14 protein-coding genes and 1 rRNA gene are annotated in these 15,991 nt (G+C 30.2%); 7 read left to right on the forward strand and 8 right to left on the reverse strand.

Annotated features, from left to right (window positions below; all coding sequences use genetic code 11):
* The 8 genes from LQE93_RS13045 to dnaA form a co-directional block, all read right to left on the reverse strand.
* Positions 1-87: ribosomal RNA gene (locus LQE93_RS13045) — 16S ribosomal RNA — on the reverse strand; the annotation flags it as partial.
* A gap of 591 nt (positions 88-678) precedes the next feature.
* Entirely contained in the window at positions 679-3,216 is a 2,538-nt protein-coding gene (gene gyrA / locus LQE93_RS13050; protein WP_055266822.1) for a DNA gyrase subunit A, read from the reverse strand.
* A 34-nt stretch (positions 3,217-3,250) separates the two neighbouring features.
* Positions 3,251-5,170, reverse strand: a complete 1,920-nt coding sequence (gene gyrB / locus LQE93_RS13055) for a DNA topoisomerase (ATP-hydrolyzing) subunit B (protein WP_172675767.1) — start codon at positions 5,168-5,170, stop codon at positions 3,251-3,253.
* Positions 5,171-5,223: 53 nt separating this feature from the next.
* On the reverse strand, positions 5,224-5,484 hold the full coding sequence (remB, locus tag LQE93_RS13060) for an extracellular matrix regulator RemB (protein ID WP_055266820.1): 261 nt from the start codon (positions 5,482-5,484) through the stop codon (positions 5,224-5,226).
* A gap of 14 nt (positions 5,485-5,498) precedes the next feature.
* Complete coding sequence (gene recF, locus LQE93_RS13065) at positions 5,499-6,584, reverse strand: DNA replication/repair protein RecF (RefSeq protein WP_231073970.1); 1,086 nt, start codon at positions 6,582-6,584, stop codon at positions 5,499-5,501.
* A 66-nt stretch (positions 6,585-6,650) separates the two neighbouring features.
* Positions 6,651-6,857 (reverse strand): RNA-binding S4 domain-containing protein, encoded by a 207-nt coding sequence (locus tag LQE93_RS13070; protein WP_055266828.1) that lies wholly within the window; start codon positions 6,855-6,857, stop codon positions 6,651-6,653.
* Between the two features lie 44 nt (positions 6,858-6,901).
* Positions 6,902-8,002 carry a DNA polymerase III subunit beta gene (gene dnaN / locus LQE93_RS13075; RefSeq protein WP_055266816.1) on the reverse strand — a complete coding sequence of 367 codons (1,101 nt, stop codon included), beginning with the start codon at positions 8,000-8,002 and terminating at the stop codon, positions 6,902-6,904.
* Between the two features lie 259 nt (positions 8,003-8,261).
* Entirely contained in the window at positions 8,262-9,623 is a 1,362-nt protein-coding gene (gene dnaA / locus LQE93_RS13080; protein ID WP_055266814.1) for a chromosomal replication initiator protein DnaA, read from the reverse strand.
* Between the two features lie 525 nt (positions 9,624-10,148).
* Between dnaA and rpmH the strand changes: the two genes are divergently transcribed.
* The 7 genes from rpmH (at position 10,149) to mnmG (ending at position 15,991) form a co-directional block, all read left to right on the forward strand.
* Positions 10,149-10,283: a 50S ribosomal protein L34 gene (rpmH, locus tag LQE93_RS13085; RefSeq protein WP_032116814.1), complete on the forward strand. Its 135-nt coding sequence runs from the start codon at positions 10,149-10,151 to the stop codon at positions 10,281-10,283.
* A 61-nt stretch (positions 10,284-10,344) separates the two neighbouring features.
* Complete coding sequence (gene rnpA / locus LQE93_RS13090; protein ID WP_231073971.1) at positions 10,345-10,692, forward strand: ribonuclease P protein component; 348 nt, start codon at positions 10,345-10,347, stop codon at positions 10,690-10,692.
* A 1-nt stretch (position 10,693) separates the two neighbouring features.
* The gene (yidD, locus tag LQE93_RS13095; protein ID WP_055266810.1) at positions 10,694-10,906 is read left to right on the forward strand and encodes a membrane protein insertion efficiency factor YidD; all 213 of its coding nucleotides are present in this window, start codon (positions 10,694-10,696) and stop codon (positions 10,904-10,906) included.
* 15 nt (positions 10,907-10,921) lie between these two features.
* Positions 10,922-11,686 (forward strand): membrane protein insertase YidC, encoded by a 765-nt coding sequence (gene yidC / locus LQE93_RS13100; protein ID WP_055266808.1) that lies wholly within the window; start codon positions 10,922-10,924, stop codon positions 11,684-11,686.
* 29 nt (positions 11,687-11,715) lie between these two features.
* Complete coding sequence (jag, locus tag LQE93_RS13105) at positions 11,716-12,339, forward strand: RNA-binding cell elongation regulator Jag/EloR (RefSeq protein WP_055266806.1); 624 nt, start codon at positions 11,716-11,718, stop codon at positions 12,337-12,339.
* A gap of 372 nt (positions 12,340-12,711) precedes the next feature.
* Complete coding sequence (mnmE, locus tag LQE93_RS13110; protein WP_186838405.1) at positions 12,712-14,091, forward strand: tRNA uridine-5-carboxymethylaminomethyl(34) synthesis GTPase MnmE; 1,380 nt, start codon at positions 12,712-12,714, stop codon at positions 14,089-14,091.
* A 10-nt stretch (positions 14,092-14,101) separates the two neighbouring features.
* The gene (mnmG, locus tag LQE93_RS13115; protein ID WP_186838404.1) at positions 14,102-15,991 is read left to right on the forward strand and encodes a tRNA uridine-5-carboxymethylaminomethyl(34) synthesis enzyme MnmG; all 1,890 of its coding nucleotides are present in this window, start codon (positions 14,102-14,104) and stop codon (positions 15,989-15,991) included.

Consider the following 15,991-nt stretch of genomic DNA (forward strand, 5'->3'; position numbering starts at 1 on the left):
CACCCCGAAGGGATCAACTCGCTCGACTTGCATGTGTTAGGCATGCCGCCAGCGTTCGTCCTGAGCCAGGATCAAACTCTCAATAAAAAGTTTAATCTGTTGCTCAAATTACTTTGAGTCTTTAATAATTTAAAAACTCTCAAAAGAATTGCTGGATTTATTTTAACTATATTCTGTTCAATTTTCAAAGACCATATTTGTTATCGCTTCAAGCGACTTTCTTATCTTATCACTTACTTAACTTTATGTCAACAACTTTTTTCAAAGTTTTTTTCACATCGTTACCTCAGCGACGAGATTTATCTTATCACTTATCCGATTTACTGTCAACACTTTGTTTTTGTGTTTTCGTTTCTTCGGCATCAGCGACGAGATTTATCTTACCATCTGATATACTCTTTATTTTGTTTATTTACGTTCATTTTATAAAATTATAATAATATTACTTCTATTTTCTTTATTTTTCTCTATTTTTCTATTATTGATACACCAGGATAAGAGTATTATCTTTTTTATCATTATTATTATAATTCTGCCCTTATATCTACCTTATTTCCTAAGAAATTCACCTATTTAGTTATATATGTACGTTTTTTTATCTTAAATCATTTATAGGATTTTTGTTTTTTAATAAAAATGGAACCCCATATTTTATAGGATTCCATTTTAATCTATATTTTATTCTTCTTTTTCAGCTTCTTCTAATAATCTATCTAAACTATTATCTTTTACTTCTACAGCAACTTCATTACCTGCTATATTATCTATAGTAAGTTGCTCATCTTTTTCTTCTTCACCAGTATTAGAAATTTTAGCAATAGCAACTATTGATTCTTCTTCACCAGTTCTCATTAATCTAACACCCATTGTAGCTCTACTTGTTATTGATATATCTGATACATTAATTCTTATAGCAACACCACTTGTATTTATAAGCATTAATTCATCTTCTTCTTTACATACAGTTGCTCCAACTACTTTACCAGTTTTATCGCTTATCTTATAAGTTATAAGTCCAACTCCACCTCTATTTTGTCTCTTATATTCTGTTAATGGAGTTCTCTTACCATATCCATTTTCACTTATTACTAGTAATTCTTCTTCATCAGAAGCTATATCCATACAAACTGCCACATCTTCATCTCTTAAATTCATAGACTTAACACCTGATGCAGTTCTTCCCATTGGTCTTACATCTGTTTCATTAAACTTAATTGCATTACCATCTTGAGAAACAATTATTATATCTGCATCTCCTCTTGTTACCTTAACCTTAAGAAGTTCATCTCCTTCTCTTAAGTTAATAGCTATAAGTCCACTTTTTCTTAAATTCTTAAATTCAGATAATGGAGTCTTCTTAACAAGACCTTTCTTAGTAGCCATGAATAGATATCCATCCACTATATTATCTCTTACAGTTAATACAGTTTCAATTCTTTCATCTTGCTCAATTTGTATAAGATTTATTATGTTTATACCCTTAGCTGTTCTTCCAGCATCAGGTATCTCATATGCTCTCTTCTTATACACTCTACCTCTATTAGTAAAGAATAATACATCTGAGTGAGTTGATGTAACAAGTACATGCTCTACAAAGTCATCTTCTTTAGTAGACATTGCTTGTATTCCTCTTCCCCCTCTTCTTTGAGCTGAATAAGTATCAGCTGATATTCTCTTAATATATCCAGAGTGAGTTAAAGTAATAACTGTTTCCTCTTCTTGAATTAAGTCTTCGATATCAATATCGTTAACTACTTTTTCTATTTGAGTTCTTCTTTCATCACTATATCTAGCCTTAATTTCTAATAATTCATCCTTAATTACACCTAATAATTTTTCTTCACTAGCAAGGATTGAATTTAAGTAATCTATAAGCTTCATTAGCTCAGCATACTCTTCTTCTATCTTATCTCTTTCTAAACCAGTTAATCTTCTTAATCTCATTTCTAAGATTGCTAAAGCTTGCTTTTCTGATAATCCAAATCTTTCGATTAAAGTATTTTTAGCTATTTCACCAGTTTTTGATCCTCTAATTATGCTTATAACTTCATCAATATTATCTAAAGCAATTCTTAAACCTTCAAGAATGTGTGCTCTCGCTTGTGCTTTTTCAAGTTCAAATACAGTTCTTCTTGTTACAACTTCTTTTTGGAATTCTATATAATTGCTTAATATTTGCTTTAAATTTAATACTTGAGGTTCATTATTAACTAATGCTAACATTATTACCCCAAAAGTATCTTGCATTTTAGTATGTTTGAATAATAGGTTTAGAACTACACTTGGATTTGCATCTCTCTTTAATTCTATAACTATTCTCATACCTTCTCTATCAGATTCATCTCTTAAGTCAGATATTCCAACTATCTTTTTATCCTTAACTAAATCAGCAATATTTTCTATTAGCTTTGCTTTGTTAACTTGATAAGGAATTTCAGTAACTACTATTCTGTGTCTTCCATTTTCCTCTTCAATGTCAGTCTTAGCTCTTACAACTATTTTACCTTTACCAGTTTCATAAGCTGCTCTTATACCTGCTTTACCCATTATTATTCCACCAGTTGGGAAGTCAGGTCCTTTGATACAAGTCATAAGTTCCAATCCTGTAGATTCTGGATTATCTATTAGCATTACTGTTCCATCAATTATTTCTCCTAAATTATGAGGAGGAATATTTGTTGCCATACCAACAGCTATACCTGATGATCCATTAACTAAAAGGTTTGGATATCTTGAAGGTAATACTACTGGTTCTTGTTCTTCACCATCAAAGTTTGGCATAAAATCTACAGTATTCTTATTAATATCTCTAAGCATTTCTACTGCGATTTTATTCATCTTTGCTTCTGTATATCTCATTGCCGCTGCACTATCTCCATCTACAGAACCAAAGTTTCCGTGTCCGTCTACAAGCATGTATCTCATTGAGAAATCTTGAGCCATTCTTACTAATGCATCATATACAGATGAATCACCATGTGGATGGTACTTACCTAAAACTTCCCCAACTATTCTGGCACATTTTCTGTAACCTTTGTTTGGTTCTAATCCTAGTTCTTGCATTGCATAAAGAATTCTTCTATGCACTGGCTTAAGTCCATCTCTTACATCTGGAAGTGCACGACCAACGATTACGCTCATTGCGTAATCGATGTAGCACTTTTTCATTTCTTTATTTATATCTACATGTATAAATTTTCCCTCGTTTAAGTTCATGTACTCACCTCATAATAGTACTAAAAAACAAGTACTAAATATCTAAATTGCTTACTTTCTTCGCATTCTTTTGTATGAAATCTCTTCTTGGCTCAACTTTGTCTCCCATTAAGATAGTAAATATTTCATCAGCTGCAATTGCATCCTCAATAGTAGCCTTTAAAAGTATTCTATGTTCTGGGTCCATAGTTGTATCCCATAATTGAGAAGCGTTCATTTCTCCAAGACCTTTGTATCTTTGGATATTAATAGAACTATCTTTTCCACCAAACTCTTCTAGTATTTTATCTAGTTCTTCATCGGAATAAGCATATTCTTCTCTCTTACCCTTACTAACTTTATAAAGTGGTGGTTGAGCAATATATACGTGTCCACCGTCTATAAGAGGTCTCATATATCTAAAGAAGAATGTTAATAATAGAGTTCTTATATGAGCACCATCAACATCGGCATCGGTCATGATTATTATTCTATTATATCTTAGTTTTTCTTCATCGAAGTCTTTTCCTATTCCAGCACCAAAAGCAGTAATCATAGCTCTTATAGTGTCTGAATTAAGAATTCTATCTAATCTTTGTTTTTCAACGTTTAGTATTTTACCTCTTAAAGGTAATATAGCTTGGAACTTTCTATTTCTACCTTGTTTTGCAGATCCTCCCGCTGAATCCCCTTCGACTATATAGATTTCACACTCTGCAGGATCTTTAGATGAACAATCTGCTAGTTTACCTGGAAGCGTAGATCTTTCAAGTACTGATTTTCTAGTAAGTTCTCTAGCCTTTCTTGCTGCATCTCTTGCTCTTGCAGCCATTAAAGCTTTATCTATTATAATTTTACCTACTGCTGGATTTTCTTCTAAGAATGTACTTACACCTTCTCCAACTATAGAATCAACTACTCCTCTAACTTCAGAGTTACCAAGTTTCGTCTTTGTCTGTCCTTCAAATTGAGGTTCAGATATTTTTACAGAAATAACAGCTGTAAGGCCTTCTCTAGCATCATCACCAGAAAGGTTCTTATCATTTTCTTTTATATGTCCAAATCTTTTTGCGTAATCATTTATAGCTCTAGTTAACGCAGTCTTAAATCCTGAAAGGTGAGTTCCACCTTCAATTGTATCTATGTTATTGGCAAAAGAATAAAGATTTTCATTATATCCATCATTGTATTGAAGTGATATTTCTGCAATAATACCATCTTTTTCACCTTCAACATAAATAGGTTCTGGATGTAATACTTCTTTATTTCTGTTTAAGTACGAAACAAATTCTTTAATACCACCTTCATAGTGATATGATTCCTCTTGCCCGTTTTCTCTTTTATCTATTAATGTTATAGCTATTCCTTTATTTAAGAATGCTAACTCTCTTAATCTATGTGCTAATATATCAAAGTCATATTCTGTTTCTTCAAAGATTTCATGGTCTGGCTTAAAAGTAACCTTTGTTCCATGTAAAGATTCATCTGCCTCAGCAATTTCTGTTACTTCACATAAAACATTACCTCTAGAATATTTTTGTTGCCATACCTTACCTTCTCTTGTAACAGTAACTTCACAATACTCAGATAATGCATTAACTACAGAAGCACCAACACCGTGAAGACCACCAGACACCTTGTATCCTCCGCCTCCGAACTTACCGCCGGCATGTAGTACTGTCATAATAACTTCTACTGTAGATTTACCCATCTTTGGATGTATTCCAACTGGCATACCTCTACCATCATCAATTACAGTTATTGAATTATCTTCGTTTATAATTACTTCGATATTCTTACAAAAACCTGCTAGAGCTTCATCAATACTGTTATCTACTATTTCGTATACTAAATGATGAAGACCTCTAGAACTAGTACTTCCTATGTACATACCAGGTCTTTTTCTAACGGCTTCTAACCCTTCTAAGACCTGTATCTGACTTTCATCATAGCTTTGTTTATTTTCTTCCAACATAAATTCCTCCTAAAATACTAATTTTTATTACGTGTGAAGGCTAAATATTGGACTTAAGTATTATAATCAATATTTGTTCTCTTTGTTAAAGTAGAAGATGATATAGGTGATAAATATACCTTACTCATTTTATTAACTTCTGCAATCACAAACGACTTTGGCGCTTCCTTTGTGATTCTTTCAACAAATCCATCTTCTTCAGCCATTCTTAAAAAAGATATTGTATCTGAACTATACATAGATGTCTCAATATCAAAAATACCAATCACATCTTTTATTGGTACAACTACGTTTTCTCCTAAATGTAAAAACATAATAGTTCCTCCTCCTAGTTTAGGATTGCACCATCCTTTACTTTAAAAACTTTAGATTTATCATCTAAGTATTCATACAAGTCTTCTATCCCCGTGCAAGTAATTATGGTTTGAATTTCCCCAATGGTACTTAAAATATATCTCTTTCTACTAAAATCTAGCTCAGATAGTACATCATCAAGTAATAAAACCGGATATTCACCTGTTAATTCTTTAATTATTTTTAAAGATGAAAATTTTATAGTTAATACAGCAGTTCTTTGCTGCCCCTGTGAACCATAGCTTTTAGTATCAATCTCATTTATGAAAACCATAAAATCATCTCTATGAGGTCCAACTGATGTAAGCCCTTTATCGATATCCTTACTTCTATTTTTCTCAAGCTGAGAATAAAAGCTTTCTTTGATATTTTCTAGATTTTTAATAGTACTTACATATTTAAATTCTATATTTTCTTTACCAGATGTTATATCATTGTGTATCTGTTTTGAATATTGGTTTAATTTATTTATATAATTAATTCTCTGCATAACTATATTATATCCAAATTCAACCAATTGCATATCATATATATCTAAAATATCTTTGTTTATAGATCTATTTTTTAATACAGTGTTTCTCTCATTAAGAACTTTGTTATACTGAACTAAATTATAATAATATTTAGAATCTAGTTGACATAACTCCATATCTATAAATTTTCTTCTAACTCCTGGCGAATCTTTAATTATCTTTAAATCCTCCGGCGAGAACATAACAACATTAAAGTTACCAAATAGTTCTCCAATTTTGTTTATCTTTATTTTATTTATCCTTATAGCCTTTTTCCCATCTTTAAGGATACTTATATCTATTCTTTTATCTAATCTCTCTCTGCCTACAGTTACGCTTAAAAAGGCATTTTCAGACTTCCAATTGATTAATTCTTTATCTCTAGATGTTCTATGAGATTTTGCAAAAGCGCAATAATAAATCCCCTCGAGGATATTAGTTTTGCCTTGAGCGTTATCTCCCATAAAAACATTCACGTTTGGTCCTAAATCTATATTTAAAGCTTCATAATTTCTATAATTAAGCATTTGTAATTTTTTTATAAACATTTTTAAACACCCATAATTATAACATATTAGAGCTATAAAAGTGATAAAATGGGAATTTATTGATAATTAGACCACTTTATAGGCTTCTCCATTAAACTCTACTACGTCACCTACATATAATTTTTTTCCTCTTTGCGTGCATATTTCTCCATTAACAGAAACTAATTCGTCTAAAATATACATTTTAGCCTCTGATCCTAATGATGCTGCCCCACAAAACTTTAAAAACGAATCTAATTTTATAAATTCTGTATTAATTTTAACTTCTACCATTTCCATTTCCCTGTATTAATATGCATAGTTTATACAGGTTCCTCCTATCTAACTAGTCTAACTGGTAAGACTAAATATTTAGCATTATTAGTTTCACTTCCTCTAATAACACATGGACTAACTGCTGATGACATTTCTAAAATTACATTTTCATCTTCCATAGTCTTTAATACATCTAGGATATATCTTGAATTAAATGCAATTTCTATTCCTTCACCTTGCAGATTTATCGCAACTTCTTCCCTAACTTTTCCCAATTGAGAATTAGAACTAATTATAACACTCTCATCTTGAATATCTAATTTTATTAAATTACTATTTCCATCCTTAGCCATTAAAGATGCTCTTTCTAACCCATTTTGGAATTCTTGTTTATTAACATTAACAAGTAGTTTATATTCAGGTGGTAATAAAGATGCATAATTAACAAATTTACCATCTAATAATCTTGAAATTATCTTAGTATTATTTAAGTTAAATAATATATGATTATTAGTAAATGTTATTTGTACTATATCATTGTTATCTTCAAGTATTTTAGCAACTTCGTTAAATGTTTTACCTGGAATAACTACTTCGATACTATCATCAATATTTAATAATTCAGTTCTTACTGCTAATCTGTAACCATCTAAGGCTACTAAATTAAGATGTTTATCTTTAACTTCGAAAAGTATACCTTGTAATATTGGTCTAGCTTCATCTTGAGCAATAGCAAATGATGTTCCTTTAATCATATTTTTTAATATATTTTGAGGAACTTCAACTGTTATATCTTCATTGATTGTTGGTAATGCTGGATAATCAGCTTGGTTCATAAATACAACATTAAATAAAGATTTTTCACATGCTATTTGTATTCTATCATTTTCAACTACCTCTATTTTTACATCTGAATTAGGTAATTTTCTTATAATTTCAGAAAAAATCTTAGCATCTATTACTATTTTTCCTTCTTGTAAAACATCAGCTTCAACTTTAGTTTCTATACTTACATCCATATCAGATCCAATAAGTGTTAAACCAGTTTTAGTAGCTTCTATGTAAATACCTTCTAATACAGGCATAGTAGTTTTTCCTGTTATAGCTTTAGTTACTATAGAAATACCTTCCTGTAATTTTTGTTTAGAACAGATGATGTTCATAATATACCTCCTTAGTTATTCACAAGCATTTATAAATAAATATATAGATAAATATAAAATTTATATAATAATAATAGTAGTAGGGGCTGTTGATATGTGGATAAGTACTTCAACCCCTGATTTTTCAATAAATTTTATAAAAAAAATACTGTGGATAAGTAATTAAAAATTTCACTACGTTATCCACATTGTTAACATACAAAAGTGTACTAAGATTTTATCCACAGCCTATTCACTATTTATTATGTACAGTTGTTAGTTATTTTTGAGTTAGCTTCTTCGTTATATCATTTATAGTGTGTTGTAGGCTTTCATCATTATTCAAGCTTTCAGAAATTTTCTCATAAGCATGAATAACTGTAGTATGGTCACGTCCTCCGAATTCTTCACCTATTTTAGGTAAAGACATATCAGTTAATTTTCTACTTAAATACATTGCAATTTGTCTTGGATATGCAACGTTTCTTGTTCTTCTTTGAGATTTTAAATCCTCTACTCTAAGATTAAAATAAGCAGCGACTACATCTTGTATTATGTCTATAGTTATATTCTTATTTTGTTTATTAGAGATAATATCTTTTAAGGCTTCACTTGCTAAATCTACAGTAATATCTCTATTAGTTAATGAAGAATAAGCAACTATTCTTATTAATGCTCCTTCTAATTCTCTAATATTAGATTTAATTTTTGTAGCTATATATACCATAACTTCATTAGGAACATCTAGCTTTTCTACATCTGCTTTTTTCTTTAAGATAGCCATACGCGTTTCAAAATCTGGCGCTTGGATATCTGCTATTAGTCCCCATTCGAATCTAGATCTTAATCTGTCTTCTAATGTAGGAATTTCTTTTGGTGGTCTATCAGATGATAGGATTATTTGTTTATTCGCTTCATGTAATGTATTGAATGTATGGAAGAATTCCTCTTGAGTTCTTTCCTTACCAGCAATAAATTGAATATCATCTATTAAAAGTACATCTACATTTCTGTATTTATTTCTGAATTCTTCATTTTTATCATCCTTAATTGCATTGATAAGTTCATTTGTAAATTTTTCTGATGATACATAAACAACTTTTGCATTTGGGTTATTTTGAAGTATATAATGCCCTATTGCGTGCATTAAGTGAGTTTTTCCAAGACCAACTCCTCCATAAATAAATAAAGGATTGTATGCTTGAGCTGGAGATTCAGCAACTGCTAATGATGCAGCATGAGCAAATCTATTACTATTGCCAATGACAAAAGAAGCGAAAGTATATTTTGGGTTTAATGTGCTAGACATTTCATCATTTACTGTAACTGACATAGTGTCTTTATTATTTGAAGCTTTTTTCTTTTCAGGAACTTCCTCTATATCCTGAATTTCAGATGCAATTAAAAATTCAATTTTATATAGTTTTGAGCATGCAGCTTCAATTGAATTAATAACTAGATCTTTATATCTTTTCTCTAATATATCCTGAGTGAAGGAATTAGGAACACTGATTTTGATAGTGTTTGAAGAAATAGATATAGGTTCGCAACTTTTAATCCATGTATTAAAGCTGACCTCAGACATTTCACTTTTTATTATATTTAATGTTTTTTCCCATAATCCTTTTAACTCAGTCTCCATTTTGTTTCCTCCAAAAATAAATTTTAAAAAAGTTATTAACAATATAATAACATAGTTATTAACACTAAAGGGATTATGTTAATAACTTGATAAAAAATATTAACATGTAGATAATTATGTATATAAGTATATAACAAGAAAATTATCCACAAGTATGTTATATGTAAATATGAACAATATTAACAATGAATAATTAGGATAAATGTGATAATAATATATACGTATCGTGTAGTTATTCAGAAAAAATGAACAAGTTATACACAAAATAATCCACAGCTGTGGATAAGTAGGGTTATTCACAAACTTATTCACACTTAATTCTATAATAGCACACATAAATGTAAATTATCAATAAGTTATCCACAAAAAATAAACTGTGAATAATTTTATTAACATATTATTAGAATTTAATTCATATTGACAGTAAAAAGGGAAATCTATATAATATATTAAGTAAATCTCAAATTTTTAAAGTGGTAAAAAGTTTTTACTATATAAAATTTCACTCAAAGGGGGTGTATTTGAATGTTCATGACTTACCAACCAAAAAAGAGACAAAGAAAAAAAGAACATGGATTCAGAAAGAGAATGAGCACTGCTTCTGGTAGAACAGTTCTTAAGAGAAGAAGACAAAAAGGAAGAAAAAAATTAACAGCATAAGGGCCGCATTTAGTGGCCTTTTTTCTGCAAATAGCGGAAAATAAGGAGTTTTGTTGTACCTATGATATATAAAATTAGAAAGAATGCAGAATTTAGACTTGTCTACAGAAGAGGTAAATCTTACGCTAACAATCTTCTAGTTCTATATGTTTTTAATAATAGAAAGAATTCGTCATCGGATGGAGACCTATATAATAAGGTAGGGATTTCTGTTAGTAAGAAAGTTGGGAATAGTGTTGTTAGAAGCAGAAGCAAAAGATTAATATACGAAAGCTATAGATTAAATTGTGATAATTTGAAACAAGGATTTGATTTTGTATTTGTTGCTAGAACGTCTATTAAGGATAAAAAATTTAAAGATGTTGAAAATGCTATGATAAGCTTATTTAATAAGGCAGGACTACGTTAAAATGAAGAGATTACTTTTAAAGTTAATTCATTTGTATAGAAAATATTATTCTCCAACAAGGCCAGCTTGTTGTATTTTTGTACCAACCTGTTCTCAGTATGCAGAAGAGGCTATAACAAAGTACGGGGTGGCCAAAGGTGGATATTTAAGTATAAAGAGGATTTTACGTTGTAATCCTTTTAACAAACATGGGGGATATGATCCAGTTAAATGAGGAGGTTATTAGAAAATGTGGGATGCGATAGTTAACGCAATGGTAAATATGTTTAATGGACTACATAACTTCATTGTAAGTTTAGGAGTACCAGCAGAAAGAGAAGGTCTTTCTTATATTTTAGCAATTTTAATTTTTACAGTAATAATTAGATTATTAATTTTACCGTTAAACATTAAGTCAACAAGATCGAATGCAAGAATGCAAGAGATTCAACCGGAAATGAAAAAGCTTCAAGCTAAGTATAAAAATGATCCACAGAAGTTACAATTAGAAACTTCTAAATTAATGAAAGAAAATAATGTAAGTATGTTTGGCGGTTGTTTACCAACATTATTACCATTACCAATATTATTTGCTTTATATCGTGTATTTTATAGTATTACACCAACACAAGGTGCAGATTTATCATTCTTATGGATAAATAATGTATTCCAACCAAGTGGATTTAATATGACAGGTATACTATTAGCAATATTAGCTGCATTAAGCACATATATTCCATCTTTACTATTAAGTAAATCAATGCCAACTCCAGAAGAAGGCGGAATGAATATGAGCACAATGAACATAATGATGGCTGGTATGATGGGATTCATGTCAATTAACTTCCAACCAATCTTAGTTATGTATTGGATAGCAGGGGGAGTAATTCAATTAGTTCAAACTTATTTCTTAAATTACTTACCAGCTATGAAAAAGAAAAAGGCTAAAGAAGCAGCTGCTTTAGCATCAAAACCAAATAAAACTACAATAACAACAAAGAAAAAGAAAAAATAGTTTAATCTTATTAGGCGGGTGAATAGGGTATGAAAATTATTGAAATGACAGGTAAAACTGTTGATGAGGCTTTAAAAAATGCTTTACATGAATTAAATCTAACAGAGGATAAGGTTGAGTTTGAAGTACTTGAAGAAGGTAGTAAGGGACTATTTAATTTAATAGGAACTAAGCCTGCTAAAATTAAAGTTACTGTAAAAAGGGATCCAGCCTTAGAAGGTAAAAACTTCTTAACAAATGTTTTAAATTCTATGGGAGTTACAGCTGATATTGAAGTTAGAGAAGAAAATGATACTATCTTCATTAACTTATCTGGGCCTAAGATGGGATTAGTAATAGGATATAGAGGAGAAACATTAGATTCGTTACAATATCTAGTTTCTTTAGTAGTGAATAAAAATCACGATGTTCCTTATAAGAAAGTTGTGCTTGATACTGAAAATTATAGAAGTAAGAGAGAAGAAACTTTGAAAAGAGTAGCACAAAAAACAGCATATAAAGTTAAAAAGACTGGTAGACCTTATAAGTTAGAACCAATGAATCCATATGAAAGAAGAATTATTCACTCAGCCTTACAAAGCTATAATGATATAAACACATATAGCGAGGGAGAAGAACCTTTTAGAAGAATAGTTGTTAGTCTTAAAAGATAGAAAAAAAGGATGTTGCAAAAGTGCAGCATCCTTTTTTAAGTTAATAGACAATGGTTATGAGTACAAGGCGAAGCTGCTATGCAGTTTTTAATATTATTTTTCACAAATTTCGTGAAAATTTCATCTATTATTCTTAAATAGAAACTTTTAATTCTTAACGGCTATAACTTTGACTTATATAAAATAGTCTTGTAAAATGAATATTATTGAAATTAGGGTATAATAATTATAAGAAATGACAAGTGACAAATTAATTATTAAAGTAAGTTATAGCTTAATTTATAAAAAAATGTAATTTTTAGAAACTATGAAGTTAGCTTGATAAATAATTTGTCATTTTAACTTGTCACTATATTAAGCGGAGGATATTAAATGAAGGATTTTGATACAATTTGTGCCATTGCAACGGCATTAGGTGAAGGCGGAATTGCAATAATAAGAGTATCTGGTGATAAAGCTTTAGATATTGTCTCAAAAGTTTTTAAAGCTCATAGTGGTCAAGATATTAAAACTATGAAATCTTACACTATGAAATACGGACATATTTATGATATAGATAATAAAGAATTAATTGATGAAGTTATTATTAGCTTTATGAAAGGGCCTAAAAGCTTTACAGCAGAGGATACAGTAGAAATAAATTGTCACGGAGGAGTTGTTTCTACTAATAAGGTGTTAGAGACTGTTATAAAGGCTGGGGCAAGATTAGCAGAACCAGGAGAGTTTACTAAAAGAGCGTTTTTAAATGGTAGAATAGATTTATCTCAAGCAGAAGCTGTTATGGATATTATAAAAGCTAAAACTGATCTTGCTATGAAATCAGCTTTAATGCAAAGTACAGGACACTTATCAACTCAAATTAATAAGCAAAGAGAGTATATGTTAAATATATTAGCTTTAGTTGAGTTTGCTGTTGATTTTACTGAAGATGATGAAGATGTTGATCCTAGTATACCTCTTAAAGTAGCAGAAAGCTTAGAGAAGAGTATAAGTGAAATGAGTACATTATTAAGAGGTGCTGATGAAGGAAAGCTTATAAGAGAAGGTTTAAGCCTTGCTATAGTAGGTAAACCTAACGTTGGTAAATCATCATTATTAAATGCTCTTTTAAGAGAGAAGAGAGCTATAGTAACAGATATTGCTGGTACAACTAGAGATGTTATTGAAGAATATATTAATTTAGATGGTATTCCTGTTAAGGTAATAGATACAGCAGGAATAAGAGAAACAGAAGATATAGTTGAAAAGATCGGAGTAGAGAGATCTAAAGAGAAGCTTGAGGAAGCAGATTTAGTATTATTAGTATTAGATACTTCAAGAGAATTAGATCAAGAAGACAAGGATATAATTGAATCAGTAAAAGATAAAAAATGTATATTAATATTAAATAAAATTGATTTAGAGTGGAAAATTGAATCGGATATCTTAGATAGTTTTGAAAATGTAATTAAAATTTCTGCAAAAGAAGAAATTGGATTAGATGAGTTAAAGCAAACTATAAAAGATTTATTCTTTAATGGAAAAATAGATGCGGAAAGTTTAATAATTTCTAATTCACGTCATAAGCAAGCTTTATATAGAGCTTTAGAAAATGCTGAAAATGCTTTAGTAAGAGTTAAAAATAATGAGTATTTAGATTTAATATCAATCTATGTTACAGCGGCTTTAAGAGCTTTAGGAGAGATTACAGGTAGTGAGTTAGAAGAAGATTTAGTAAATAAGATATTTAGTGATTTCTGTGTAGGAAAGTAGGGAAGTAAAGATGAGATATAGTGCAGGAGAATATGACGTAATAGTAGTTGGAGCAGGGCATGCAGGATGTGAAGCAGGTCTTGCTTCAGCAAGAATGGGTTTAAAAACATTAGTATGTACTTTAAACCTAGATGCAGTTGGTTTAATGCCTTGTAATCCTAATATAGGTGGAACTGCGAAAGGGCACCTTGTAAGAGAAGTTGACGCTTTAGGTGGAGAAATGGGTGTTAACATAGATGAGACGTTCATTCAATCAAGAATGTTAAACACATCAAAAGGGCCAGCAGTTCACTCACTTAGAGCGCAAGCTGATAGAAAAAAATATCAAGATAGAATGAAGAGAACTTTAGAAAATCAAGAAAACCTTGAATTAAGACAATTAGAGGTTTTAGACATAGAAGTTGAAGATGGAAAAGTTGTTGGGGTATTAACTAAGAATGGAGCTTTTTATAAATGTAAGGCTCTTGTACTTACAACAGGTACATATTTAAGAGCAAGAATTATTATTGGAGATGTTTCTTATAATAGTGGACCAAATGGATTAGCAGCAGCTAATGAATTAACAGCTGCGTTAAATAGAATAGGTATTAAGACTAGAAGATTTAAAACAGGAACTCCTGCTAGAATTAATAGAAGATCTGTAGATTTTTCAAAAATGATAGAACAACCAGGGGATGAAAAAATAGTACCATTCTCATTTATGAATGAAAAGATTGAAAAAGATCAAATGTCTTGTTGGTTAACTTATACTAATGAAGAAACTCACAATATAATAAAAGAAAATATAGATAGATCTCCTATGTACAATGGTAGCATAGAAGGGGTAGGGCCTAGATATTGTCCATCTATAGAAGATAAGGTTATGAAGTTCCCAGATAAAAACAGACATCAAATATTCATTGAACCTGAAGGTGAAGATACTCTTGAAATGTATGTTGGCGGGATGTCATCATCTTTACCAGAAGATGTTCAAATTAAGATGTATAGAACATTACCTGGATTAGAAAATGTAGAATTTTTAAGAACAGCTTACGCTATAGAATATGATTCAATAGATTCAACAGAACTTAAGCCAACATTAGAATTTAAAGAAATTGAAGGTCTTTATTCAGCTGGTCAATTAAATGGAAGTTCAGGGTATGAAGAGGCTGCAGCACAAGGTTTAGTTGCCGGAATAAATGCAGCGTTAAAGGTTCAAGGAAAAGACCCTATGATATTAACACGTTCAGATGCATATGCTGGGGTTTTAATAGACGATTTAGTTACTAAAGGTACAAATGAGCCTTATAGAATGATGACTTCTAGAGCAGAGTATAGATTGCTTTTAAGACAAGATAATGCAGATTTTAGATTAACTGAGATTGGAAGAAAAGTTGGATTAGTTTCTGATGAAAGATATAACAAATTCTTAGATAGAAAAGCTAAAATTGAAAGTGAAGTTGAAAGATTAAAAAATCTTCAAATAACTAATAAGAGAGAAAATAACGAATTTTTAGTATCGCTTAATACAGCTGAGCTTAAAAAGCCAATAAGTATGTATGAGCTTATAAAAAGACCTGAAGTTGATTATTTTGTTTTAGCACCGTTAGATCCAGAAAGACCAGAATACACTGATGATATTGGTGAGCAAGTAAATATTATTGCAAAATATGAAGGATATATAACAAGTCAGTTAGAGCAAGTAAATCAATTTAAAAAGTTTGAAAAGAAGATATTGCCTGAAGATATAAATTATTCAGATGTAAAAGGATTAAGAATAGAGGCAATTCAAAAATTAAGTGCAATAAGACCAATTAGTATAGGGCAAGCATCAAGAATTTCAGGAGTTTCTCCTGCAGATATATCAGTATTATTAATATATTTAGAAAATCAAGCTAGAAGAGCAAAACAGGAGGACTAA

The sequence above is a fragment of the Clostridium sp. NSJ-145 genome (assembly GCF_021044725.1).
GTDB classification, from domain to species: domain Bacteria; phylum Bacillota; class Clostridia; order Clostridiales; family Clostridiaceae; genus Clostridium; species Clostridium disporicum_B.